We start from the raw sequence: 24,715 nt of genomic DNA, 5'->3' as shown, positions 1-24,715 counted from the left end.
AATTCCTGGTTTTGTCTTCTCTAAAAAGAAAAGCCCGATCCAAACCGGTTCGGGCTATTCCATTGATAGGAATCGAAATAGGAGTTTGCTAAAACCTAAGACTATTTACCTTGTTTAGACTCTTCCCCGGAAGCGGGAGGTTGAGTCGTATGCTCTCCTTCTCCCGTCGGTTCCGTTTCCGATTCTTCGGAAGGAGCAGGCGCTTGCTGTCCTTCTTCGTGCTGAGGAGAAGGTTGCGCATGTTCTTCCTGTTGGGGAGCCGGCGCCTGTTGGCCTTCGGTAGAAGGCTGTTGCTGGTGCTGTTCTTCCGGTGCAGTCTGTTGTTGCGGAGCAGTGTGCTCTTCCGGTGGATTCGACTGCTGTTGTGGCTCATCCGTATGAGCAGGCTCTTCTTCTTTTTTCTTCTTATCGCCGGTATCAGCTTCTACTTCTTCACTGCCGGTAGGTTTCTTTTTCACCTTTTTCGGATCGAATTTCGTAGATCCTTTTTTCGGCGGGATCAAAAGAACTTGTTTGGGATAAATCAAGCTCGGATTTTTGATTTTGCCACGGTTGGCGTCGTAGATTCTTTTCCAGAGACGGCCCGTTCCGTAATGTTGTTTGTAGGAGGAAATTCTCCAAAGACAATCTGCCGGTACTCTTTTTCGTACGACATATTTTTTCCAACCTTCCGGAAGTTCGCCTGAACCGGAAGATCCCGAAGAGGAAGAAGTCGTGGTCTTGTCGCCGGACTTCGTTCTGGTTTTATCCGTTTTGCCAGCCGTTCCTTCGGGTGAAGTTTCTCCGTCGGCAGATCCTGTCCTACCAGCAACAGCCGCTCCGGAACGAATCCTCTCTGCGATATCATCGGATTGGTCCACCACGATTCGGGAAAGACGGATCGCTTCCTCGGAACGGCTGATGGAATCCTCATATTTTTCGGAAGTATAGAATTCTTCTGCGGCGGCGAAAGACTCATCCGCTGCTTTTAAATTTTCATCCGCTCTTTGGTAGGAAGTCTGGATATCCTTGCTGGAACTTACTTTCGACTGGTCGATTCCGGCAAGTTTATCCTTCGCTTTCGCGATACTTTCCTTCGCTTCTTCTTTTTTCTTGGAAGCATAGGATTGGATGTTTTTTGCTACGAGTTCATTGGATTTTTTACGAAGCTCTTCGACGTCGGCGTATCCTTCTTTGATCTTGCCTTCATCGATTTTCGATTTCGCAGCATTGAGACGATCTCTTGTCTGCCCGACCTCTGGGTCCTGGCCACCTGCATAACGATCCGCTTCGTTCAGATTTTTTTCGATATCGGAAAGCGAATCGATCAGTTGCTGCTTTTGGGAAAGCGCTAATGACTTCGCATCCTGAGCGGATTTTTTGGAATCTAGATACTTCTTGTTGCTCTGTTCGAATTGTTCGAAAGCGGCCAATCTCGTCTTGAGCTTTGTATCATCCCCGGATTCTTTAGGATAAGATTCGAGAGCACGATCCGCATTGTCTCTCAGACTATCGCCCTCTTTCCTGAGTTCGATCGCATTATTGTAAGGCTCGCTTGCCAACTGGGAAGCAAAAGCTTCATCCGCCTCTTCGATTGCGGAAGAAGCCTGTTTTTTGGATTCTTCAGTCAAGGAAGGAAAGGATTTTTCCTGCGCATCTAATGCCTTCGCTCTGGCATACACTGCGCTTTTCTTGGTTTCTCCTAAATCTTCGTTAGAAGCTTTTTCATGCGCAGCAAAGAGACTTTTTTTCGCTTCTTCGTATTCGCCGGAAGCATATTTTTCAGCACCCGCCTCTCTCGCCTTCGTAATCGCAGACTTTGCTTCCGCAAGTTCTCGCACCGGAAGCTCGGAGCCGCAGGCGACTAAAAAACCTAGAATCCCAAGCGGGATCAGGAATCGAAAAGATCGAACTCGAAAGAATTTCATGTATTTTGCACCAGCCAGGAAGAATTCGGTTTTTATCTATCTAAGGGCTTATTTAAAAGCGCTGACAGCGTCGGCTTCGTTATCGAAAATCTCGAAGAAGGATGTCAATTTCGTAAGTTCGAAAACCTTACGAACGGATCCCGCAACGTTGATGATCTTAAGTCCGCCCTGATATTTCTTGAGGTTTGAGAGGCTAGAAATCAAAGCACCAATTCCGGAGGAGTCGATATAGGAGACTTTTTCCAAGTTGATGATCGTGTAATATTTCTGCTCCTCAATGAGCTTAGCGATCACATCCTTGATTTCGGGGGCATTGTATAGATCGATTTCGCCGTTGATGTCCAGAATTACGATGTTACCGCTTTCCCTTCTGGTGATTTCCATAAAAAATCAGCAACTCCTTATTGTCTCTTTTTGAACCAACCTACTATAGGGGGGCCAAACTCTATATAGTCAACGAGAAATTTCCGGTCTTTCATACAAAATTTTCCATTTAGAGAAAAACTCGTCGAATTTCCCGACTTGGATCGAGCTTCTCAGCTCGAACATGAATTTTTTCATAAAACTTAGATTATGAAACGTGCTAAGCGAAAAGGCGGTCAGCTCTTTCACATGATGGAGGTGCCTCAAGTAGCCGATGCTGTATCGTTTGCAGACTTTACATTTACACTCAAGATCCAAAGGTTCATCCGAAAACTTCCACTTTTCGTTTCGTAAATTGATTTTTCCCTTCGAAGTGAAGACCTGGCCGTTTCTCGCGTTCCGAGTAGGCAGAACGCAATCGAACATATCCACGCCGTTCCGTACACCTTCCAAAATATCCGGAACCGTACCCACACCCATGAGATAAAGAGGTCGATTTCGATCCGTAAAACGGGAAATTCCTTCGAGAGTCCGGATAAAATCGGGCCTCGGCTCACCTACAGAAAGTCCGCCGATCGCGATTCCAGAAAAAGGAAGCGAGTTCAGGACCCCTAAACTTTCCAATCTCAGATCCAAATTCGTCCCGCCCTGTACGATTCCGAACAAATGCTGTCCGTTTGTACGCTTTTGCCAATGATTTACGGCCATTTCCGCCCAGCGGTGGGTCCGTTCCAATGATTCCCGGATTCGAATCGGACTCGCGTCTCCGGGAGGACAATCATCCAGCACCATCATGATATCCGAGCCTATGACCCGCTGGATATCGATGACCTTTTCCGGAGTAAACGTATGGGGACTCCCGTCTATGTGGGAACGAAATTGCACTCCGTCTTTTTCGAATTTGAAAAGGGAATTTAGACTGAAAACCTGAAATCCGCCGCTGTCGGTAAGCAATGCCCTATTGTACGAGATAAAATTTTTCAATCCTCCGAAACGTTCTAGAACTTCCGTTCCGGGGCGAAGGTAGAGATGGTAGGTATTTCCCAGAATGAGGTCGAAACCGAGTTCGTCGATATCTCCGGAATCCAGAGATTTCACTGCACCCCTTGTTCCTACAGGCATGAAAACCGGAGTTTCGATTTCCATCCCGTTTAGGATCAGGGTTCCGGTTCTGGCTTGGGAGTGAGGGTCTCGGGTCTTTTCCCGAAAAATCATTTTCTCCGAGGACAATTCGGATCCAGGCAATTTCCGTAGATATTTAGGCTATGCCCGGTGATTTTAAAACCGTTTGCCGCCGCGGCTTGTTCCTGCAATTGTTCGATTCTTTCATCCATGAATTCCACGATCCTTCCGCAATCGACGCAGATGATGTGATCATGATGACTATGGCCGATAATATGCTCGTAATACTTATAGTCCTGACCGAAATTGTGTTCCTGTAGGAGTTTGGCTTCCACCATAATCGAAAGGATCCGATAGATCGTGGCCTTGGAGATTTTATCCCTTTGATCTTTAAATTCTTCTAAAAGACTTTCCGCAGTGAAGTGATTGTGTAAGGAAAAAATACGTTCCGCGACAAGCATACGCTGGTTCGTTATTTTCAATCCTTTCTTTTGGAGATAATCCGAGAAAGTTTTGATCTCCATGCGGACGGATTCATCCACGGTTTTTAGAATTTCGGCTTCCTTATCCTTATTCATCTCTTAATGGATCGTATCGATCAAAGGTTCTTTAAGCTGGGTTCGAAAATGCGAGTCACTTCCGGTCTTTCCGTATTAAAACAGACATGGAATATCCGGCAAGCATTTTAGATACCAGATACGTTGAGCTTTGTTAAGTGCAGGGAAGAGATCCTTCCGATGCAGCGCCTCTTTTGGAGGAAGGAATTGATGAGAGTCAATTTCGATGGAATGCAGTTTCGGCAAGACGAAATAAGATTTGGGTGAACCCGGCCTTGGTGGAGGTGAGGTGGTGGGCTCGCGGACAAATTGCTGCCAGTCCCTCCATCACAAAAATGCCTTCCGCGCATCCTCTTTTAGAAACTGGATCCTGTAGGAACTCCTACAGAGAATTCGCTAAAAAAACATTCTTGTAGAAACAAGAAAATTCTGATATCTGTCCCAAAGCGGCCTCCGGGGTACCACCACTCCGGCCCCCACCCAGGGAGGGCGGGGACCACATATCAATCATCGATCTTCCCCGAAATCGAATAATACCAAGCTCTCTCTAACTCTTCGGAAATCCGAATGGAAAGAATCCGAAGCGCCCTCGACTGCGCCTGCGTTTCCGTCTCCAGGTATCCGACTTGGTCGGAGTAAATCACCCTCGCAGGAATTTCATCCCTCTCCAGACGGATCCTTTCCCCTCCTGCCTTTTGCAATTCTACTTTGCAAATAATGAGCATCTCTTTGCTGAGCAACTGACCGCCTTGGTCCAGGAGCACCCCCACTTGTTGGTAGTGGGAAATTTCTCCATAGATTCTATATGCTGCCTGCGATTTGTCCCGAGTTTGGATAAATCTCCCCCGGTTGTTGATCTCCTGCTTCACTAGATCCGTGAGCTGGGTTTGCAAAGCGATTCCGTAGGAATTGTTTCTAAAATTCTGCACATAAACGGTGCGTTGCGAATCCGGAATAGGAATTCCATCTATTTTCGGAGGGTTCCCCGGCTCTCGATGAAAGACAGAGCAGCCCGATAAAAAAAATCCGAGCAGCAAAGTAAAAATAAGAAAACGCATATCTTTCAGGCTGATTCCGTCCTCTTCTAGGGCAAGAAGATTCCCGGATTCCTGCTTTACATTTCGAAGGAGAGAAACTAAGAATTCGCAAATGAAGAAAGGATTTCGCGCCAAACCGACAAGCTTCCGCAAAGCCTTCGCCCTCTGTTTGGTCGTCTGTTGGTTTTTCCCGGACGCCTCCTTCGGACAGAACCTTCCTACAAAAAACCGTCTCGGGACTCCGAACGGGAATGTACTTCCCATCTGGAAGCAACTGTCCCCGGACGTATTGGCCGACCTAGGAAATTTAAGTTTCCCCATGGAACTGGAAACACCGATCTCGGGTTCTTATGCGGAGTATCGGATCCACCATCTGCACATGGGTTGCGATTTTAAAACGTTCCATACGAACGGATTGTATGCCAAGGCTCCGTTTTCCGGATATGTGGAATCCATCGCTCAATCCGCCAAAGGATACGGAGTGAATCTTGTGTTGAAATCCTCCTCTTCTCCTCTGAAAGCGAAATTAGCGCACCTCTTGGATTTCAATGGAATTCGAAAGGATTTGGAGCTTTTGCGGGAAGCACTTTCTCTTTTAAGCGGCGGAGAATTCCAAATCAAATTCTCTCAACCGAGTTATTATGCGAAGCAAGGTGATTCCGTAGCTCGCTTGGGGGAATCCGGTACCGGAGTCAGTCATTTGCATTTCGAATTGCACTTGCCCGGCGGAACCTTAAATCCTCTCCCGTATCTTCCTCTTCGAGGAAAAGACAGAAAACCTCCCGAACTTCTATTCCTATACGTGGACTCGGACGACGGAACCCGGCTCCGATTCCCTCTGCAAAAAAAGGAGGAAGGACTCTTCGAATTGCCTTCCGATACGAGGCTATCTCTAAGCGGTGCCGTTCGCTTTCGGTTGGGAGCTTACGACCTCATGACGTCCCGGAATAAAAATAACTTATTCTTTGTAGGAGTGTACTCGGGCCAGACAACCATGTATGAAAGATCTTTCAGAGGAATGAGCTATGAAGAAGCCAGAAACCACCAAGATATCTTCGATTCGAATCGTTCCTCTCTGAATCCGGCGGTCTACGTTTACAATTTATTCCCTTCTCACGGACCTAGCGCGGACTTGTCCTCGTACCCGGCCGGAACTTCCTTGGACATTCTAGTCTCTGCGTCCGACCATGCAGGCAACGAATCCAAAATCAGGATCCCGATCTACGTCCTAGCGAGCGCAAAACGGAAAGAAACCCAGCAAAAAAAGACGGATTTTACGTCCAAAGACGGAATCTTAAGAATCAAGACTCCTGCTAAAACCACGTACGGTGCGGGACAACTCACGTTTCAAAAAGTATCGAATCTTTCGGAGATCGCCCCTCTGCCTGAAGGACTCGTTTTAAAAAGCCAGGCCTACGAACTGGAGTCCTCCGACCTATCCTGGGTAGGGGAAGCGGAACTGAATTGGCAAGGGCTGAAATTGGGAAAAAAAGACGGGATCTACCTGTACGATCCCGGTACAAAGAGATGGTCCGGCCTGAAGCAAACGGGCGGACTCGCGTATCTTTCCAAGCTGGGAATCTTAGCCGTATTGGAAGACAATGCAAAGCCTACCATCACTCATCCTTATCTGATCTCCCGTCATAGAAGAGTCCCAGAAGCCTCGGAGGAAGAATGGGAGGAAAGGCTCTACGTTTTAAGCGACGTAGGCTCCGGTTATGCGGGAGGAGCCGAAATCCTTTTGGAAGGAGAACCGTATCCGAGCGAATTCGACGGAGACCGCAAAATGCTGGTACTACGAATTCCCAAATCCTTGTTTTCTTGGAAAAAAAGAACCCTCTTACAAATGAGAATCAAAGATCGCGCCGGCAACGATTCCGGTTGGTTCACGGACTGGATTCGCCTTTCCGATCGATAAAAGGGCATTTTCAAGCGCTCTTTTTACTCAATCTATCAAATGCCTTTACCAAAGAATTTTGAGATTGAAAATACATCATATATGGCGTAAGATGACTTGTGAGCCAGAAATGGACTGTCGTATATTATGAAGATGAAAAAGGCAATTGTCCAACTCTTGAATTTATTGAAGATCGATCACTCAATAACCAAGCCAAAATAATGGCTTTGATCAATTTATTGGAAGTACAAGGTCCAAATTTACCGAGACCATACGCTGATTTTTTGACAGACGGTATTCATGAACTCAGAATCAAGCTGTCAGGAGATCAATCTAGGTTTCTATACTTCTTTACTTTTAAAAATTATATAATAATTACGCATGCATTTATAAAGAACATCCAAAAAGTTCCCGTAAGTGAGATCAAAAAAGCGCGGAAATATAGAGAAGATTTTCTGAAACGTTTTACGGAAGAGAAATTAAAAAGGAAATTAGATGATGAAGAGTTTTAAGTCACATTTGGCGAATAAATTATCGAATCCAAAATTTTTAGAAGTATTTGATCAAGAGAAGCAGTTGTTAGAATTGGCTTTAAAAATTCAAGAGTATCGAAGTAAGAAAGGTCTAAGCCAAGCAGACCTTGCAAAACGAGCACACGTAACTCAACAGCAAGTAAGCAGATTGGAAACAGGGACGAACACAAATGTAAGTACTTTTCTTAAAGTTTGCCATGCCTTGGATTTAGATTTATCTTTAAATACAGTTAAAAAACGAAAGCCTCAGTATAAATGAAACTTTCTGATTTTAAAGGATGTAAGATCAGAAAGAAGGGAACGCATCTTCGTAGCTCGCCGAATCGCGCCGGCAACGATTCCGGTTGGTTTACGGACTGGATTCGCCTTTCCGATCGATAGGAAAGAAAACAAAAAAGGGGACCTTGGAGGTCCCCTTTTTTTCATCAAAATTTCTCCGGAAGATCAGCTTTCCTGGCTTTGGAGAGAAAAGCGGCTGATATCCAAGACCTTGAATTTGGTCTCGGCTCCACCCAGATTCAAAGCCGCCGTATCCCCGATGCGTTTTCCCAACAAGGATTTGGCCAAAGGAGATTGGTAGGAAATGATATTCTTTTCCGTATCCGCATCCCAGGCTCCTAATATCGAATAGGTCTGGTTTTCGCCGCTGGATTCGTTCTTCAGTTTTACGGTGGTGCCTATGTTGATCCGATCGGTCTTTACGTTGGACAGATCCAGAACGACTGCGGTTTTCAGCTCCGATTCCAGCTTCTTGATCTGAGCCTGCAATTGAACCTGACGTTCCATAGCCGCCTTGTATTCCGCGTTTTCCCGCAAGTCCCCTCTTTCCTGAGCCTCTCCGATATCGCGAGAGTTTTCCAACATTTCCACGTTGACCAGGTGTTCGAAGTCGGCCTTTTTCTGGTTCAATGCCCAGCGAGTTACGAGAACCGCATTCTCCGGAATCCTTGCTAGGACGTCGTCTTCCTCGTCCTCTTCTTCCTCTTCTTCCCAAATCAAATCGGGCTTCAGAGATTGGATCAAACTTAGTAGCTTATCCTTTTCCGTCTCTTCTATGTACGGAACTTCACGGTAGAGAGCGTATACCTTACGGATGTATTCCGAGTCCCCGTTTTGGATGGCCTCCGTAATGATTGCCGCATCGTTGCCGAAGAGAATTTCGTGACAGGTATTCTTGAGCTTGGTTCCCTTTTCCTCGATTTTATTCAGAGGCTTCAAGAGACGAAGAACCCGTAAGATCAGATCCTGACGGGAAACGTTCATCCAATCCTCTTCCCAAGTATGCCAAAGGATGGATTTCGCGACCCATAGGAAAACTTCCGGATTCTCTTTTGCTCGGTTCGCGGCTGTCTCGATGAAAAGATTCAGTTCTGCGTGTTTTTGATCGTTTTCAAGTACCGACACCACGTATTTATTGTTTTTGACCGGCACTTCAAACAAAAGACCGACCAATACGTTGACCCAGTCTTTGTGGAATTTTTTGACCAGATCCACGAAGGATTTTTTGATATCTAGGTTCGTGATTCTAGCGGAAATATCCAGGAGTTCGTCCCTTCCCTGAGTTTTGGTCAGTTGGGCAACGTCCTCCTCTTTCTGGCGTCGTTGGAAGTCGTAAGGAGTTCCATCTTCGCTTTCCATGGTAGCGGCGACTTCCTCCAAGTAAAGATACGCCACGATTCTACGGAACGGTTCGTGCGCTTCCTCTTCCTCGAAATAATGATGGGCAAACGTATCGATCGCGCCTTCCGCTTCTTCTTTGTTGCGAAGCGCTTCTATCGCGATGTCCAGCTTTTTGGAAAGATCCGCAGTCGCGCTGAATTTTTCGGTCAGCTCTTCCGCAAAAGTGATCGGCTTTTCCCGATACCATAGCTCGTCTTTTTTCTTGGGATTGAATCCGAGCTTCGGTTCTTTCTTGATGATATTCTTGGCCTTATTCCACCATTTGGACCATTCGGTGGCGGGAAGGAACTTTCCTGCGACTTCGTTTTTGATTTCGGCGACCAACATGTGGCCTTCAAAAGAAGTTAATAATTCCTTAAAGAACCCTGGAATGTCCTTTTCGAAAAGATCGGTAACGGATTCTTTGTTTTCATAAAACTTGACCCAGATATGATCCCCTTTCAAGGGCTTGAGGCTTGTGATCGCCATCTGGATCGAAAGTTTGTGATTCTTCTTATCCTTAAAGTCTACGAAAATGGAATCTCCGTTCGGGGAAATGGAAACGATTTTTCCGACTCCCCAATTTCTATGAAGAACGTAGTTGTCCGTGTCGAAAACGATGTTTCTTTCGAAATTCGAAATACAGATTTTCACCGGTTTGCGGTTATTGCCCAGTTCGGACATTTTAAGAAAATCTTCCAAAAGGCTATGATTCGCGTATTTCAATTTATAAACGCGGATCAATTCGTTACGCGCCTTGTTGGAAATAGGTTCATGATCCAGGATCTTTTTCAGAAGATAGATCACTCGATCCCAATCCTCGACCGCCTTATGAGGCTCCACTAGAGGATAAAGGTAACCTGCGAGACGGGTCTTTTCGCGGTGTCCGAGTAGAATTCTTTCGATTTTTTCGACGAACTGGATGTCATCGTAGCTATTCGAAACGAAAATCGGCCAGATTTCCTCGAATTGTTCGTAATCCTTGGTTTTGGCGAAAGTTTCGATGGCTTGTTTTAGATATGCAACCGCTCTTTCTCGGTTTTCATCCAGGATTGCAAGGGCGTATTTCTTCGCGATTTCCGGGTTTTTCCGGTCTTGCTTGGCGAGCTTTTCGAGAACAGGCTTCAGCTCTTTGTTTTTTTTGAGTTTTTCCAGTGCTTCCGCTTTGAAACGGAGTGCGTAGCGATCTTCGCCGTATTTTAAGATATTATCGGTAATATGCTCGATGATTGTCCACTTTCCCGACTGCTTGAAGGCGTCGAGAAGGCTCTTAAAATAAGACGCCGCATCGATGCTTCCTTTTTGGAGTCCCAAGATCCCCAACAAATATCTGGCGGAAATGCTTTCCGGATGCTCCGTAAGATGCTCTTCGAGCTTCACTTTGGCGGAATCCGTCAAACCGGCGGAGGTAAAAGATTCAATTAGGTCGTCATAGATTTTAAATTTGGACGCCGGAATAGAATTGGCATCCGACCGAACGTAAATCTCCTCGTTAAAGAGCGAGGTTAGCTTGTCCAAATCGTTGGCAGGCTTTGTTTCCGCGGTTGTCGCAGTTTCGTTAGACATAGGATTTACTCCGCCGATGGAGTCGGCTCGAAAATAGTATGGATAGGCCTGTTTTTTTGATGTTTCGGCCCTTTTAAATCAATTATAACGGAGAACGATTATCCGTAAACTAGAATTTCCTCGGCAAAAGGTGGGAGTAGGCAAAGCCGAACTTGGAATTTCTCCAAGTTTTCAATTTAGGGTTTCAGCCGTTCTTTTTCCATCAATTCACCTCCGAGAAGGTTAGAACCTCGAGTCGGTTCCCACCCTTTTTAGGCGGGGGATGGTGGCGGCACTCTGTTTCGGAGATTCGATTACCATAAGTGCCGAAATAGCTCAAGCTTTTTTTATCCATTTTACAGGAGTTTCCTGCGAAAATCATCCGGGAAAATAAAAACGCGGACCTTCCGAAGAAGAATCCGCGCCGCTATTTTTCCGGACTGATCCGGGAAAGGTCTGAAGGAAATTTTACTGCTTATTGTTTTGAGCAGTTCCGCCTTCGCATTCTTTCTCGGCTTTTACCTTCAACATTTTATCCAGCTTGCGTTTCGAACGGCAGTCGTCCCCGTCGAAATCGATGGAAGCTCCGTCGAAATGGACTTCGAACACGTCGGACAGAACTCGCAACTCGTCGAAGAACAGATATACGGTTTCTCCGCTGGTATCAGGACGGGAACGGATCTTGAACTGTTTGAATACCAGAGTTTTGACTTGCGGATAAGAATTTACGTCCTGAGGAACGTACGGAGGAATTTCGAAAGTCAAGGGTCTCCATCCGATAAAGTCCAGAGATCCGAATTGGAGGATATGGGAATCTCCTTTCCAATCCTCTAACCAGCCCTCTAAATCATACTCGTTTCCGCGACCGCAAACCCAGATCGAAACGGCCTTAGCCACCCCGGGGAATTCCACTCCGTAGATTTTGAATTCCTTGCGTTTGTTGTTCGCATCCAGGTATGCCATCTTACGTATCACTTCGTATTCCGGAGTTTTTGGAGGACGAATGGTTACGCTATTGTCTCCCGGATAAGTGAACGCAAATTTCACACCCAAAACCTTGGAGGTGGTCGCATCCACGTTTTTGATATCGCCGGGTTTTCCCGGGAGAAGTTTCACTTCCCGGAGCGCCTGAGCGTTAGAAGCCGTCGGTTGGTACTGGGCTGCCTGTCCTTGGGGGACCTGAGTATCCTTGTCCGTAGTGACTTCCCAGCCGTACGGGACTCCGTTTGCAGGATTATCCCAAGATTCGACGGTGATGGAGCGCAACTCCATGCTGCTCACATCCATACCGGTCGGGGTTTCGATTCCGCCCTTCTTTTTCTTGATGAACTGGGCGCTAACGGTACCCAAGAGAAGGACCGTGCAAGCTGCGAAAGTGATCGTAGCAGTCGCTTTGAAAGTTTTGCTGAAATTTCTCATGAGTAAATTCCTACGGGAAGATTACCAGTTGTCTTTGATCTCGGAACCGGGATACTTCGTATCAGATTTATCGGCACGAACTTCCAAATCATCAACGTAAAAGTAAAAAGAACCGCCTACTTCATGGATGTCGCTGGTAACAAACAAGGATACAAAGCGAAGATTCTTATCCAAAAGTGCAAAGCGGGTGCTTTGGGGGACGAAACCCGGAACCGTTGCGGTGAGTTTTCTCCAGCCGAAGTAATCCAACCGGCCCAGACGAATATTATGGGTTTTGCCCTTATAGTCCCGGAGTTTCACGAAAAGCGTGTGTCGGAACTTTCTCCCGAGACTCCAAATAGAGACCTGACGGGCCTTTCCTTTGATCACATATTCGTGTGGAGGAAACACTTCGACCCGATCAAAACCGCGATCGTTAAAATACGTCTTGATTCCGAGGATATGATTTTTATCGATCTGTTCCCCGCCATTGTCCGGTACCGTATTCTCGTCGAATACGTCACGGATCAATCCGCGTTGGACCATTTTCAAGGTCTTGGTCTCTCCCAGCGGAGTCGTGGCTTTAGCTCTCCAGTCTTCCGCTTCCTCGAAGTTCTCGAGTATGATCTTCTCGAGGGGATCCGGAGCTCCCGCCTGTTGGTTTTGGCCTTGGTTCTGGTTTCCCCCGGTCTGCTGTCCGGAAGTTCCGGTCAGGGCCAAGAAAAAGAGAACTGTGGCGAGAAGGTACGTCTTTTTCCCCATGAGAAATTCTCCTAAACGATTTAGTGCAATCCTAACTAATTCCGAGACGACGGAAAATCCATTTCCTCGACGGATCCTTCCTCGATGAGAGTTTGGAACTTTCGAAGTACTTCTATCATTCGACCGACTCCTTCGGCCGGAATAAATATAGAGGATTTTTTACTATTGGACCACTCGGAAACTTTCAGGTAGTATCCGTTTTCATTCCGCTTCAAGTCCACGAGAAATTTTTTACTCTGCGTGGCGACTTTTTCGGTCAGGATTTCCGAGTCCAAAATCCGATTCTCCTCCCGTCTCTGTGAATAAATATCGGTAGTCGAAGTTCCAAAATTAGCCAACTAAAAAGTTTTTTAGCCCTTTCTTTAAAAAATCCGCAGAAACGAGAAAGGATACATAATCACAGGATCGAGGGTCCATGAGCCGATTCTCTATCGCAAAAAGCCCGTTTCGAAACTCCTTTTTAGATGCAAATTCTTTGCAGGACCTCCTACAACAATTCTCTAAAAACGTTCTTGTAGAAACCGTAGAATTCTGATAACTGTCGCAGGGGTACCACCGCACCGGCCCCCGCCCAGGAAGGGTGGGGACCTAACACCTCCTCCTCCATACCACCACGCCCACCACCCAGAGATAATTCAAAACGACCAGTACGGACATCCCGTAAATTCCGGTTCGAACCAATGCTGCCTCCGGATCGGAAAGAGGGATGAGGATTTTCGGCTTGGGAGAAATTTTTAGGCCGTGCAGGCGGCCGGCCTCCTCTACGGCTTCCAGATAATAAGGATACAGAGAGGAACGGGAAAGGGACTCCCCTACTCCCGTATTTTGGATTTCCCAATCGCAAACTTGTTCCGCCAAATTCGGACAGGCTGCCCAGACTTCTATCGGGTCTCCCTCCTTCCAACTGGAAGAAACCCAGGGAACAACATGAAAATTCAAAGGTTTTAAAATGGAACCCGGCGCCTTAGGTCGGATCAGTGAGGTTTTTTTCGCTTGGTATTTGTAGAGAAAGCGAGCATCCGCGATCCTAAAAATCCGAACGCCGGGAAACTCCGCCAAAGATCCCGGTTCCCGTACTCCTCCGAAATGCAATCCTAGAAAATAACCGAAAGCATGGCTTAAATACAAAGCCGAGATGGGTCCCGCCAAGAATCCTAAAAATAAGGCAAAGAAAACCGCGTTTCCGTAGATTTTCGTCAGCTTCAGCGCCAAAAAGAAAAACGGAAGAAAAAGGAAAACTAAAAGTGCGACCGTGGAAGAGAAATCGCTGAAAATGCCTACGGGTAAAAAAAAGGCCGCCATTCCGTTTACAAACAGAAGTCCCAGACCGAGGAGGCGCCAGGGGGGCTCCGGCTTAGGTCCCCGGCTTTTGTCCCAAGTTTTTACGAGCGCAAAGATCATCCGAAATCACTTCCTGGGGCCCGACTGCGCGGAATTCCGATCATTCTACGACAACAGTGTCGGAAAATCCATCCCAGATTTTTCTCGCTTCGGCTTCATAACGCTCCGGAAATGACAAGCAAAAGAGAATTCCCCTTCTTCCCCTAAGATAGAACCTTTCCAGGAGTACGGTCGGAATCTTTCTCCCATCGGGAGTCGTCACGGTCAAAGTGGTTCTATAGACTTCTCCTTCCTTTTTACGTCTGTATTCCCATTCCTGCATGGTTCGGGAATTGATTCCGCGAAGAGCGTCCCACACTAGGTAATAATTTTTTGCATCGAATGCGAGCGGATGATAGTGCAGAGTCGTTCCGATCGAGAAAAGGATTCTATCCGGTCGAAAAAAAAGAAGGCCTTCTCGGTTTTTCCGATATTCTCTCTCCCAATTTTCCGGGAGATTTTCCGTCGGAAGATTTCGATAAAATCGATGCACTTGCCAGACCAGATCCGAATCCTCTCCCGAAAAATTCCGATCTTCGTCGGGAAAAAGATATTTTAGATCCGGATCCAAATCCAAGGAAAACGCGAAATCCGTGCTCCGCACGCGCAACACCCCGCCGTGAATGCAACCGAACGGATCCGTCAATCTGGAAATCTCCTTTTCCTTATGGGAATACCGGTCCATGTAGGCGCTAAGAAGTTTGGAAGTTTTCCGGCTCCCTTCCGTAGTCATTTTTCCGTATCGCAAAAGATAGCAGACGGACATTCCTTTTAATAAGCGAATTGCAGCGGAAGGGTTCCCGTGCTTTTCGAGCGCTGTCGCCTCACTATAATGAACGTCTAACTCTTCCGTTTTCGGAAAGACTTCGTGAAAGTCCCGATCCAGTACGAATTCCGCTCTCCCGTCCTTGTAAAAACGATAATTCCGACCCCGAGAATCGGTTTTCCAGACAAAATGCGCGCTGGTTCGGAAAGCGCTTTGCAGGCGATTGTGAAGAAGTTCTTCTTTTTTTTCCTGATCGCTAAACCAAGGCTGCCTCAACAACGGGTCGATTTCTTTTTCCGCTTCCTGGGCAGCGATATTAGAAATCGCGAAAGCGAAGAGCAGCCAAAGGAGCATGACCGCTCTTGCCGGATGGGAATTCACCGGAATAATCCTTCTAATTCCGAAAGGGATTGGATCCCGACCAATTCCAAACCTTGGATCGGTTCCGTCTCGGAAAGATTTCCCGAAGGTAGATAAACCTTTTCCATTCCGATCCCCTTCAATTCCTTTAAACGAAGGGAGATCTGTCCGACGGATCGGACCTCTCCCGAAAGTCCCACTTCGCCCAAGACTGCGATCCGTCCTTTTATCGGACGATCCGTGTAGCTGGAAAGAATCGAGGCGCAGATCGCCAAGTCCAAAGCGGGTTCATCGACCTGCAATCCCCCGGCCAAATTTCCGAAAATATCGCTTTCGGAGAGTTTGTGGCCCAGGTATTTTTCGATTACTGCGGCGAGAAGGATGAGTCTTCTAGTGTCCGGTCCTTCCGCCATGCGTCTAGCTTGAGCATAATTCGTTCGACTGACCAGAGCCTGCACCTCCACGCTGAGGGAGCGACTTCCTTCCAGGACTGCGCTGATCACGGAACCGCTCTTTCCTTCCGTAAGGGAACTGATAAAGACTCGGTGTCTATCCTTTACTTCTCTCAATCCTTTTCCGTGCATTTCGAAAACCGCCAGATCTCCGACCGCGCCAAAGCGATTTTTAACCGCTCGCAATAAACGAAAATAATTCAGTCTGTCGCCTTCGAAATAAAGCACGGTATCCACTAAGTGCTCCAGGATTTTCGGCCCCGCAATCGCTCCGTCCTTAGTGATATGGCCCGTCATGAGGATCGGAATTCCGGTTCGTTTAGCCGTTTCCAATAAATGCTGAGTGCATTCGCGGAGCTGAGTGACTGTTCCGGCCTGGTTCGGCAACGCTTCCCGAGTCATCGTTTGTATGGAATCCACGAAAACCAGGTCTGGCTCCAGATCCTCGATCATTGCGCCAGCGTTTTCCACGTATGTTTCGGAAGAAAGCAGCAGATTCGGAGAAAGTACTTCCATACGGGCCGCTCGCAATCCTACTTGAGAGGCCGATTCTTCTCCGGAAATATAAAGCAGCTTTTTCCCCCGGGAAATCAAGCGTCTGCTGATTTCAAGAACCAAAGTGGATTTTCCTACCCCTGGTTCCCCTCCGATCAAAATCAGACTTCCGGGAACAAAACCTCCGCCTAACACCAAATCCAGTTCGGAGAGTCCGCTCTCGATTCTCTCCGTATCCTCTTCCGGAACGGAATCCACCGGAATCGGTTGTTTGTAACTGGCGTTTTTTCGGAGAGAGGAGGAAGTAAAACGATCCCCCGTCGACTCCTCCTGGATGGTATTCCACTTACCGCAGGAATCGCATTTTCCGGCCCAGCGGGAAAATTCCTGTCCGCAAGCCTGACAGAGAAAGACTTTGCCCGATTTCTTCTTCAATGTTCGAATAAATTTTCCATTTCCAACCAATCCAACTGATTGAAGACGGGCAAGCATCGGAAACATTCTTGGGCAAGTTCGAATCTACCTTCCCGTAACAGAATTCCCGTCAATTTCTGCTCCAAAGCGATCAAAAAAATCACGTCTCCGGAAGCGTAATCGATCTGATCTTTGGAGAGGATTTTTGCTCCCCAGTCGGAGGATTGGTTCTTTTTATCCAACACTTCGTCGAAAAATTCCCGGATAATGTCTTTGAGTCCGTGTCGATCCGTGTACGTTCTTGCGAGTTTCGAAGCGATCTTGGTACAGAAGATCCCTTTCGTCTCTATTCCGAGGCGGTAACGCAAAAATAGGGTATCCATCCGTGCAAAATGAAAAACCTTAATAATATCCGATTTTTCGAATAAACGTTTCAGCCGCGGAGCCTCCGTTTGCTCCGGAAGAATCTGTACAAGGCTGACTCTATTTCTGGAATCGCAGATTTGAACCACGCAAAGCCGATCCCTACGAGGATTCAATCCCATCATTTCGCAATCGACCGCAAGACGGTCATCGGTAAGATATTCGTTCAGTCTTTCTTCGGAAAGATCACCCGGAAATAGATCCGGTTTTAATGAGGGACGATTCAATGCCATAAAACCAAGGTACCGCTCCGTCCCGCCCAAAGCCAGTAAACTTCCTTTTTTTTCCTTTTCCGCCTCCCACTTTTGGAAACTATCGTCTTTGTTTCCGCCCCGAGGCCATTTTTCGCGGGCCCAGGAGCGGAACGGGGAAACGCTAACATTGCCATCGGACAAAAAAAAGGATGGAGAGACGGAAATGAACGCTTATATACGCACGAGAATCTACGAAAAACATTCCATTTCAAGATTCCGATTTTCCGAAGATTCCAAAGAAACAACTCTCAGCGATTGCGGGAACTATCGATTGACTCTGAAGTCCGTGAGATCCGGTGGGAGAACCACGCTTTTTCCCGAATTGGAATGGGTCTCGGGCAAACGTCCCCAAGCCGGTCTGGAAATCCTGACCTTGGAGTTGGAATTGCCCAAGCACGGAATTTCTCAGGGGCGTTTTTTCCGTCACGGGTACCAATCTTGGAGCCTTTCCGCCAGCCAGGATTGGCAGGATATCGACGAATCTCCCAAACTCTCCTTCCTGCAGTATTCTCAGGAGAACGTGTACACTCCCCATTCCGGAAAAAAGGGGGATTGGACATCCGAAATGTTCGTTCTTTTATTTCCCTCCTCCGCAAAAGAGCAGAATTATTTCGCGGGAGCGATCGGAAAGGGAGAAGAAGGGGTTAAATTCAGGGTCCGTTCCTCCGAAGTCGCTCGAGAATCCGCCGGAAAGGATTCGTCTAGTACGGAAGTCAGCGTCGTTTACGATATCCATAGATTCGAGGATTTTAAAACGAACAAACTCCACTTGACTCCGATCCGTATCTCCAGGTTCAAAGGGGACGAATCCTTATTCCTAAAGAACTACTTCGCGGAATTAGGGAGAGCGTTCAAAGTGAAACTTCCCCAAACTCCGGCTCCTACGGGATGGTGTTCCTGGTATCATTACTACACTAAGATTTCCGAAAAAATAATATTAAGAAATCTGAAAGAACTTAGGACCAGAAATCTTGGATTGAAAGTCTTTCAGATAGACGACGGCTATCAGTCCGAGATCGGAGATTGGCTGGAAACGAACGACCGTTTTCCGGGCGGCATGAAACTTATGGCGGACGCGATCCGTTCCCAAAAATTCGTCCCCGGAATCTGGTTGGCACCTTTTTTGGTCCGGAAACGATCCAAATTCTTTCAAAAATACCCGGAAGCCGTATTGAAGGATAGGGAAGGAAACCCGGTCCCTGCTCTCTGGAATCCTCTTTGGGGATTCGATTCCACCTACACGCTCGACGTTTCCCATCCGGCCTCCAAGGAGTTTCTGGCCCATGTGATCCGGACAATGGTGAAAGAATACGGTTTCGAATACCTGAAGTTGGACTTTTTGTATTCCGCGCTGCTCCCGGGCTGGACTTACGATAGAAACGATTCTCCTCATACGCGCTATATCAAAGCGATACAATTGATTCGGAAAGTCGCAGGAAAGGAGACTTTTCTGCTCGGCTGCGGAGCTCCGATGCTTCCTTCGATCGGCCTATTCGATGCAATGCGGATCTCCTGCGACGTAGCGCCGTTTTGGTTTCGGGAAAAGAAGCGAATCTTCGCAAGGGATAGAAACGCGCTCTGCACAGAACGCGCATTGATAAACGATATTACGAGGGCATCGATGCACAGGAACTTCTGGCTGAACGATCCGGACTGCCTTCTTGTCAGAGATAAAAAGAACAAGATGACCCCTGCCCAAACCAGAATCATGGCAAGCGTCATGGGGTTGTCGGGAGGAATGCTTTTCGTCTCGGATGAGCTCGCGCTGCTTTCCCCCGAACGGGAAGATCTGTTGAAAAAAACTCTCTTCCTGCAATCTAAATGTAGAAATAAGACTCCGATTCCCATCGGCATCGGTTCCGAATTCTTTCCGGCGGCGATGTACAATCCCGCAGGTTTTCTCGGAGTTTGGAATCCTAGCGAAACTTCGAAGGAAATCCGATTGGATTTGAGTTTCCCCTGGGAGAAAAATTACAGGATCGATTATTGGTCGGGCCAACTTGTGGAGAATATCGAAATCGACCCGAAAAGGAAATCCCTTAGGATCAGACTGGAACCGTGGGAGTCCGTAGTTCTATCCTCCGGAAAACTCAGTTGACGATCGATTGAAAAAAAAACAGAATTGGCCCTGCGAATCGGAACGTCCTTTTTCGGATTTTTCGTTCGAAGGAAATAATTGAGGTATTAACGAATGAATTCATTGAGAAAGAGCGTAGGGATCCTAGCGGTCGTCTTCACACTTTTTGCGCTTCAAAATTGCTTCATACTGGATTTTATCGCTTCCGTATCCCAGTCCGTATCTAAATCCTCGGACTCCGTCCAAAGCTTATCCAAGTCCGTCGTATCCATCTCGGCCTCGATTTTCTCCTCTTCCTCCAGCGATAAGGACGAAAGAAAATCGTACCGCAAGGATGTGGAAACTCTCACCGCCATCCATCTGAACAGAGGCTTGGTTTCCGAAGAGTTCGAATCGGATCTGGCTTCCATCGCGCGAAAAAACGGAGTCAACAATTGGAAATCCCTTGAGGATACGTATGTCTCCATCGGTAAAGGAATGAGAAAAGCGGGTGTAGATACCGGTAGATTCAACATTTTTGCGGATGAATTTGCTCTGACCCGTCCGAAAGTTGCAAACGCTTTACGCAAAGGATACGCCTCCATCTAAGGGTGTCCGGTTCGTTTATCAACGAGCGGCCTTTTCGAGGCCGCTTTTCCTTTCTTCTTCTTCCGATCCTTTTTTTCGCCTCCTCCTACCCGACCGGAGCCAAAGACGTTCTACTGGATTTCATTTATGTGGACGCGAATACCGGCCAGTCCAGCGGAGGACATTCCGCTTTAAGATTCCAAGACACCGTCTATCATTTCCAATACTATCCCGACGAAATCTTCCGCATCGTCCGGGAACCTTATGAAAATTTTTCCTATTCGTACAATACTTATTCGAACCGCACGAGTCGAATCGTAAGCCTTTCTCTTCCCGAAAGCGGTCTGGAAAAAATTCGGGACGGGCTGGAACGATATAGTTTACAACAATTTAAACATCTAAACAACTTGGAGGGACTTCGTTCCGACTCGGATTTTTTCCGTGGGTTGCATTCCCCGGATCCGAAAGTTTCCATTCCGAGTCTTGGCTATTTCGGCGAGGAATCCGGCTTAGAAGACGTTTCTTCCGTACACGGATTTTTGCGGGAAAGGCTGGGTGCAGATTGGTTGGGCAAAACGAGATCCCGTCTGAAGCAGGAACTTTTCGAAGCGGTAGAACAAGGAAGATTCTCCGATTTTCCGGACCTTCCTCCCACGACAAGAAGGGAGTATCCGTTTTTTAAGGGAGGACCGGCGAAATGGTTCCTTTCCAGATTATCCAAGTTGGCATTTCTGGAAACGCTAGAAAAGAGGAAAGTTCTTTCAAAGGAAACGATCTTTTCGCCGGCTTCTTACCATATTAATGAATTAGAAAAATCGAAACTATCGATATTGCGGAACGACCTTATGAATTCCCTATCGGCGAGTCTCGAAGAGGATCCGTCGGACTGGGGCCCGAGCGCCCTTGTTTCCTTGGCAAGAATACTGGCAATGGAGGAGTCGCTTCGATCGGGCAGACTCGTTTTTCTAATCACCTTTCCTCAAGGATCCGATTCCGTTCCTTTCGATCGGTTGGCGGAGCAGAAAGAAACGACGGATCGAGCTTCGGGGGAATTGTTCGCCGCCTCGACAGAATACAGGAAAAGTTTGAATGCGGCGTCGGAATGGAACGAGGAAAAGTATCGGACCTGGGAGGATCTCGAGAATCGTGCATTCGAACTTCGCACCGGACTCGCACGCGGAATATCCGTGCGTAATACTTTCGAAATCCTGCACCCTTCCCTGCCCGCCGTTATACCCTACTCCTTTCCGCTTCCCCCCAGAGAGAAATTGTCCTTCTGGCTGGACTTGAGCGACAAAAGGGAAAAGGAATATTATAATAATCTAAAAATTCTCTACGATTTCCGCCTGATCCGCAGGAACTGCACTACGGAAATCTTCGACTCCTTCGATGATATTCTAAACGAAAAAGAATACGAATTATGGTTAGGAAGAAAAATTGATCCGCGGACCTCTCTGGCCTTTATTCCATTTGCGGCATACGACAAGATCAAAGCCGATTGGAAACCGATGTCGGAGGAGACCGTTCTATCCTTTCGTAAGAGAAAATTGGAATCCATGCGAAAAGCGGAATCCTCTTGGAAAGTTTCCCTGAGGGAATCCAATACGCGGACTTCGACGATTTACGAAAGCAACGAAGAGGATTCGGACTTCTTGTTTTTTACGGACGACGTGATCTGGATCCGGCCGGTCTACGGGCTGATCAATTTAGGATTCGGGTTGGGAAACGGATTCGTTGGAATCTTCACCCTTCCTTTCGATCGGGGCGCGAGAGTCAAAAGCGGCCTACAGTCCGCGTTTTTTTCTCTGCCCGAACTTATTTTCTTCAATATTCGGAAAGGTTCCTTTCCCAAAGCTTCTCCCCGCGAATCGCAGGAATCGTCGAACGGGGAGAAGTCCGTCGGTCCTTAAAGTTGGATGAGAATATAACTCGAGTCGTCCCGAAATTCCCGTGTAGGCAATGTGGCCTTGGAGTAGATCTGGATAGCTGCCTGCAGTTCCTCGATCGGTCTATCCTTCTTTCTCAGTTGTTCCAGCTCGGCAAATAAAGGACTGGAGAGATTATTCAAAAGGCCGTCGCTGTATAAAAACAGAATGTCCCCGGTCTGAAAAGAAATCTCGTGGGCCTCGAAATCCAAGTCGTCCATGATCCCGAGCAATTGGCCCGATTTTTTGTTCAATAATTCCATTCCTTCCTGCCTATATAGAACGGGAAACGGATGCCCCCCTCGGGCATAGCGTATTTTTTTTTGGTCGGGTCGAATCACCGCCGCCGCAGCGGTCAGACTGTGAGTGCCGATCTCGGAGGAAAGTTCCATATTCATTTTACGTAATACGTGCGAGGGATCCTCCTTTTCGCGGAACGCTTCACGGGCCACGCTTGTCATCAGGAGACCGATTAACCCGGAAGTGACACCATGATCCTCTATGTCGCCTAACATGGCCATCACCGAACCGTTCGACCTGGACAATACGTAAAAATCCCCGCTGACAAAGGAAGCGGGAATATTATCGACCAGCACCTTGTATGGAGATAAATCCGGGACGGAAAGGATTTTCCTCTGTATTTTGGAGGCCAATCGCAGGTCTCTTAGTATACTTTCCTCCCGAGCCTCCTTTTCCTTCACCAGAGTATAATAATCCAGGGCCCTTTGGACGGCGATCCTCACAGTCTGGAGCGAAAAAGGTTTTAAAAGGAAATCCGAGGCCTTGTGGGTCAGGGAAGTCATCACGTCGTTGATGTCCCTTTCGCCCGTCATCATGATCACTTGGGTGGAAGGACTTAGATTTTTGAAATAGGGCAGTACGTCCAACCCGCTGGTACGGGGCATGTGAATGTCCAGAAATACGATCGGATTAGCTTCCTTTTCGAAGTATTCCTTTCCCCTGTCCACGGAATCGAAAAAAGTCGAATTGTATCCTAGCTTTACCAACAGAATTTCGAGTGCTTCCCCTACGTCGCGATCGTCATCGATGATCAGAATTTCGGGTTTTATCGAAAGTGAGGTCATTTTTTGATCCTGGAGAATTCCTTCGTGTTGGAAATTTTTGCAACGGTAGAATTGTATTCGTGGTCGAACAAGGATTTTTCCAAATAGTTATTTATACAAGAGACCATTTCGCCATAGGTCCAGTTGTATACTTTCGAGGTTTCCGCCTCGACTACCTGTCCGGAATGAATTGCCCCGGAAAGGGAGCGGAGATTTTCCTTTCGGAAAGAACGCAAAAGTGCCCTAAATTCGCCCTCTTTTTCAGGACTTAAAAATCGAAAATTCTTATGGAAAAGGACTGCGTCATGAAAGTATTCCGGAATATTAAAGGCCCCCGCGGCACCGATTTTACTAGCCAATAGACGGATAAAAATCGTAATCTCATTCATCACGTTCAATCCCGGATATTCTTGGCCTTCGAATAATCTTTTTTTTTCCTTCAATTTTCCGAGACGAACGTTCTGACTTAATAGCCAGTCTATGTAGATCATCGGGAAGGATTCCCCGATTTTTTTGAAACTGAAGTCCGAAAATTTCAGCCTCATGTGAACTAAAACGGCCCCGTTCGGAGTTTTAATGAAGATCCGGTTATCCACTTCCGAAATCCCTTGGATCTCCAATTTCGTCTCGTAAAATCCGCGCAACGCCAACATCTCGAACATCCCGCTTTGTACCAGGAGATCGTTTACGTCCTCCTTCGAGAAGCGGTTGAATAAGGTATCCTCGATCCCTAAGTGCGTTTTAAACTCTCGATTGATGTCGATTAAACCGAGAGCGTCCGGGTCTATATAATTTTGTCCGTTGCCGGATTTGTCGGAATTGGAAAAAATGCTCATTCTTAAATCAGCGACGCAAACACTCGTATCGTATTGAAATGAATCCTGACCGTATCGTGAAAATTTCTGGCATATCCGCCGGCAGGCAACACGACCACGGGCACATCCAAAGAATCGGCAAATTCTTTGACCATCTTATCTCTTCTTTTCAATCCGTCGAAGGTCAATTTTAGATCCCCCAAAGAATCGTCCTCAAAAGGATCCGCGCCCGCGAAATAATAGATCAGATCCGGCTTGAAATTGGCTCTTGTTTGAGCCAATCCGGTTTCCAGCGCTTTCAAATATGTCTTATCGTTCGTACCGTTTTCCAAGGGCACATCCAAACTGGACTGCTCCTTTTTCGGGTACAAATGCTCTTGGTGCATGGAAAAAGTCCAGACAGAAGGATCCCCCTTGAAGACTTTCGCGTTTCCATTTCCTTGGTGTAGGTCCAAATCGACGTACAGCACTTTGCGATCGGGATGTTTTTGGAGATATAATTTGGTGGCGACCGCCGCGTCGTTCAGATAACAAAAACCTTCCGCACGGTCCGGCATACTATGGTGAAAGCCGCCGCCTATATGATACACGTATTTGTAGTTCTCGGTCGTCTCGGTGGCGAGAATGGTTCCTCCTACCCCAAGGCAGAAACTGCGTACGATTTCCCGGTTCAGAGGCAATTCGGAATACATGGTCCTGTCCGTATAACGAAGATTCATGAAGTCGGAGAGAAATTCGGGAGTATGGACCAAGGACAATTCCTCAGGTCCGACCGGCGAAGGTTGCAATGCAGGAAGAGTCGAAAGCCTAGAATCTTCCTTGACTTGGTTATATATCATCCCGTACTTGCGTGCGGGAAACACATGCGCGCCCAAGTCCATATTATATTCCGGATGGTAAACAAGAGCGATCCGATCTAACTTCTGTCGCAAAGGAGCGTGCC

Annotated in this window: 22 protein-coding genes; 6 read left to right on the top strand and 16 right to left on the bottom strand. The window is 47.2% G+C overall.

Going from position 1 to position 24,715, the window contains the following annotated elements:
- Positions 1 to 101: 101 nt before the first annotated feature.
- The 5 genes from EHO60_RS10525 to lptE form a co-directional block, all read right to left on the bottom strand.
- Positions 102 to 1,907 (bottom strand): lipoprotein LipL71, encoded by a 1,806-nt coding sequence (locus EHO60_RS10525; RefSeq protein ID WP_135768150.1) that lies wholly within the window; start codon positions 1,905 to 1,907, stop codon positions 102 to 104.
- Between the two features lie 48 nt (positions 1,908 to 1,955).
- Positions 1,956 to 2,291 carry an STAS domain-containing protein gene (locus tag EHO60_RS10520; protein WP_135647720.1) on the bottom strand — a complete coding sequence of 112 codons (336 nt, stop codon included), beginning with the start codon at positions 2,289 to 2,291 and terminating at the stop codon, positions 1,956 to 1,958.
- A 69-nt stretch (positions 2,292 to 2,360) separates the two neighbouring features.
- The gene (tgt, locus tag EHO60_RS10515; RefSeq protein ID WP_135768149.1) at positions 2,361 to 3,485 is read right to left on the bottom strand and encodes a tRNA guanosine(34) transglycosylase Tgt; all 1,125 of its coding nucleotides are present in this window, start codon (positions 3,483 to 3,485) and stop codon (positions 2,361 to 2,363) included.
- Positions 3,482 to 3,970, bottom strand: coding sequence for a Fur family transcriptional regulator (locus EHO60_RS10510; protein ID WP_135768148.1), 489 nt, complete (start codon positions 3,968 to 3,970; stop codon positions 3,482 to 3,484). Before EHO60_RS10510 ends, tgt begins: the two co-directional genes overlap by 4 nt.
- A gap of 482 nt (positions 3,971 to 4,452) precedes the next feature.
- Positions 4,453 to 5,007: an LPS assembly lipoprotein LptE gene (lptE, locus tag EHO60_RS10505; protein WP_135768147.1), complete on the bottom strand. Its 555-nt coding sequence runs from the start codon at positions 5,005 to 5,007 to the stop codon at positions 4,453 to 4,455.
- A 91-nt stretch (positions 5,008 to 5,098) separates the two neighbouring features.
- Between lptE and EHO60_RS10500 the strand changes: the two genes are divergently transcribed.
- From EHO60_RS10500 to EHO60_RS10490, 3 genes are all read left to right on the top strand, one after another.
- On the top strand, positions 5,099 to 6,904 hold the full coding sequence (locus EHO60_RS10500) for a M23 family metallopeptidase (protein ID WP_246028258.1): 1,806 nt from the start codon (positions 5,099 to 5,101) through the stop codon (positions 6,902 to 6,904).
- Positions 6,905 to 7,002: 98 nt separating this feature from the next.
- Positions 7,003 to 7,395 carry a type II toxin-antitoxin system RelE/ParE family toxin gene (locus tag EHO60_RS10495; protein WP_135768146.1) on the top strand — a complete coding sequence of 131 codons (393 nt, stop codon included), beginning with the start codon at positions 7,003 to 7,005 and terminating at the stop codon, positions 7,393 to 7,395.
- A complete protein-coding gene (locus EHO60_RS10490) occupies positions 7,382 to 7,675 on the top strand; it encodes a helix-turn-helix transcriptional regulator (protein WP_135768213.1) in 294 nt (97 codons plus the stop codon). The genes EHO60_RS10495 and EHO60_RS10490 overlap by 14 nt, the downstream gene beginning before the upstream one ends.
- Before the next feature lie 185 nt (positions 7,676 to 7,860).
- Here the strand turns inward: EHO60_RS10490 and greA are convergent, their stop codons facing one another.
- The 8 genes from greA to EHO60_RS10450 form a co-directional block, all read right to left on the bottom strand.
- Entirely contained in the window at positions 7,861 to 10,641 is a 2,781-nt protein-coding gene (gene greA, locus EHO60_RS10485; protein ID WP_135768145.1) for a transcription elongation factor GreA, read from the bottom strand.
- A gap of 447 nt (positions 10,642 to 11,088) precedes the next feature.
- Positions 11,089 to 12,039: a flagellar filament outer layer protein FlaA1 gene (gene flaA1 / locus EHO60_RS10480; protein WP_135768144.1), complete on the bottom strand. Its 951-nt coding sequence runs from the start codon at positions 12,037 to 12,039 to the stop codon at positions 11,089 to 11,091.
- A gap of 21 nt (positions 12,040 to 12,060) precedes the next feature.
- On the bottom strand, positions 12,061 to 12,780 hold the full coding sequence (flaA2, locus tag EHO60_RS10475; RefSeq protein WP_135768143.1) for a flagellar filament outer layer protein FlaA2: 720 nt from the start codon (positions 12,778 to 12,780) through the stop codon (positions 12,061 to 12,063).
- Positions 12,781 to 12,815: 35 nt separating this feature from the next.
- Positions 12,816 to 13,055 (bottom strand): DNA-binding protein, encoded by a 240-nt coding sequence (locus EHO60_RS10470; RefSeq protein WP_135768142.1) that lies wholly within the window; start codon positions 13,053 to 13,055, stop codon positions 12,816 to 12,818.
- A 313-nt stretch (positions 13,056 to 13,368) separates the two neighbouring features.
- A complete protein-coding gene (locus tag EHO60_RS10465; protein ID WP_210409354.1) occupies positions 13,369 to 14,181 on the bottom strand; it encodes a hypothetical protein in 813 nt (270 codons plus the stop codon).
- 40 nt (positions 14,182 to 14,221) lie between these two features.
- Complete coding sequence (locus tag EHO60_RS10460; protein WP_246028257.1) at positions 14,222 to 15,307, bottom strand: LIC10775 family protein; 1,086 nt, start codon at positions 15,305 to 15,307, stop codon at positions 14,222 to 14,224.
- Complete coding sequence (radA, locus tag EHO60_RS10455; RefSeq protein ID WP_135768141.1) at positions 15,304 to 16,668, bottom strand: DNA repair protein RadA; 1,365 nt, start codon at positions 16,666 to 16,668, stop codon at positions 15,304 to 15,306. The genes EHO60_RS10460 and radA overlap by 4 nt, the downstream gene beginning before the upstream one ends.
- Entirely contained in the window at positions 16,665 to 17,303 is a 639-nt protein-coding gene (locus EHO60_RS10450) for a ribonuclease D (RefSeq protein ID WP_135768140.1), read from the bottom strand. Before EHO60_RS10450 ends, radA begins: the two co-directional genes overlap by 4 nt.
- 184 nt (positions 17,304 to 17,487) lie before the next feature.
- On the opposite strand from EHO60_RS10450, the gene EHO60_RS10445 reads away from it, so the two are divergent.
- The 3 genes from EHO60_RS10445 to EHO60_RS10435 all read left to right on the top strand — a co-directional run bounded on the left by EHO60_RS10445 (position 17,488) and on the right by EHO60_RS10435 (position 21,878).
- Positions 17,488 to 19,422, top strand: a complete 1,935-nt coding sequence (locus tag EHO60_RS10445; protein WP_135768139.1) for a glycoside hydrolase family 36 protein — start codon at positions 17,488 to 17,490, stop codon at positions 19,420 to 19,422.
- A 93-nt stretch (positions 19,423 to 19,515) separates the two neighbouring features.
- Positions 19,516 to 19,989 carry a putative lipoprotein gene (locus EHO60_RS10440; RefSeq protein WP_135768138.1) on the top strand — a complete coding sequence of 158 codons (474 nt, stop codon included), beginning with the start codon at positions 19,516 to 19,518 and terminating at the stop codon, positions 19,987 to 19,989.
- Between the two features lie 2 nt (positions 19,990 to 19,991).
- Positions 19,992 to 21,878, top strand: a complete 1,887-nt coding sequence (locus tag EHO60_RS10435) for a hypothetical protein (RefSeq protein ID WP_135768137.1) — start codon at positions 19,992 to 19,994, stop codon at positions 21,876 to 21,878.
- Here the strand turns inward: EHO60_RS10435 and EHO60_RS10430 are convergent.
- Genes EHO60_RS10430 through EHO60_RS10420 form a run of 3 tightly spaced genes read right to left on the bottom strand, consistent with a single transcriptional unit; the run spans position 21,875 to position 24,653 of the window.
- Positions 21,875 to 22,978: a PP2C family protein-serine/threonine phosphatase gene (locus EHO60_RS10430; protein ID WP_135768136.1), complete on the bottom strand. Its 1,104-nt coding sequence runs from the start codon at positions 22,976 to 22,978 to the stop codon at positions 21,875 to 21,877. The genes EHO60_RS10435 and EHO60_RS10430 overlap by 4 nt on opposite strands.
- Entirely contained in the window at positions 22,975 to 23,793 is an 819-nt protein-coding gene (locus EHO60_RS10425; RefSeq protein ID WP_135768135.1) for a hypothetical protein, read from the bottom strand. The genes EHO60_RS10430 and EHO60_RS10425 overlap by 4 nt, the downstream gene beginning before the upstream one ends.
- 2 nt (positions 23,794 to 23,795) lie before the next feature.
- Entirely contained in the window at positions 23,796 to 24,653 is an 858-nt protein-coding gene (locus tag EHO60_RS10420) for a histone deacetylase family protein (RefSeq protein WP_167880208.1), read from the bottom strand.
- Positions 24,654 to 24,715 lie beyond the last annotated feature (62 nt).

Source organism: Leptospira fletcheri, assembly GCF_004769195.1.
GTDB lineage: Bacteria > Spirochaetota > Leptospiria > Leptospirales > Leptospiraceae > Leptospira_B > Leptospira_B fletcheri.
The sequence above is the reverse complement of the archived record's forward strand: the minus strand, read 5'-3'. Positions and strand labels throughout refer to the sequence as shown.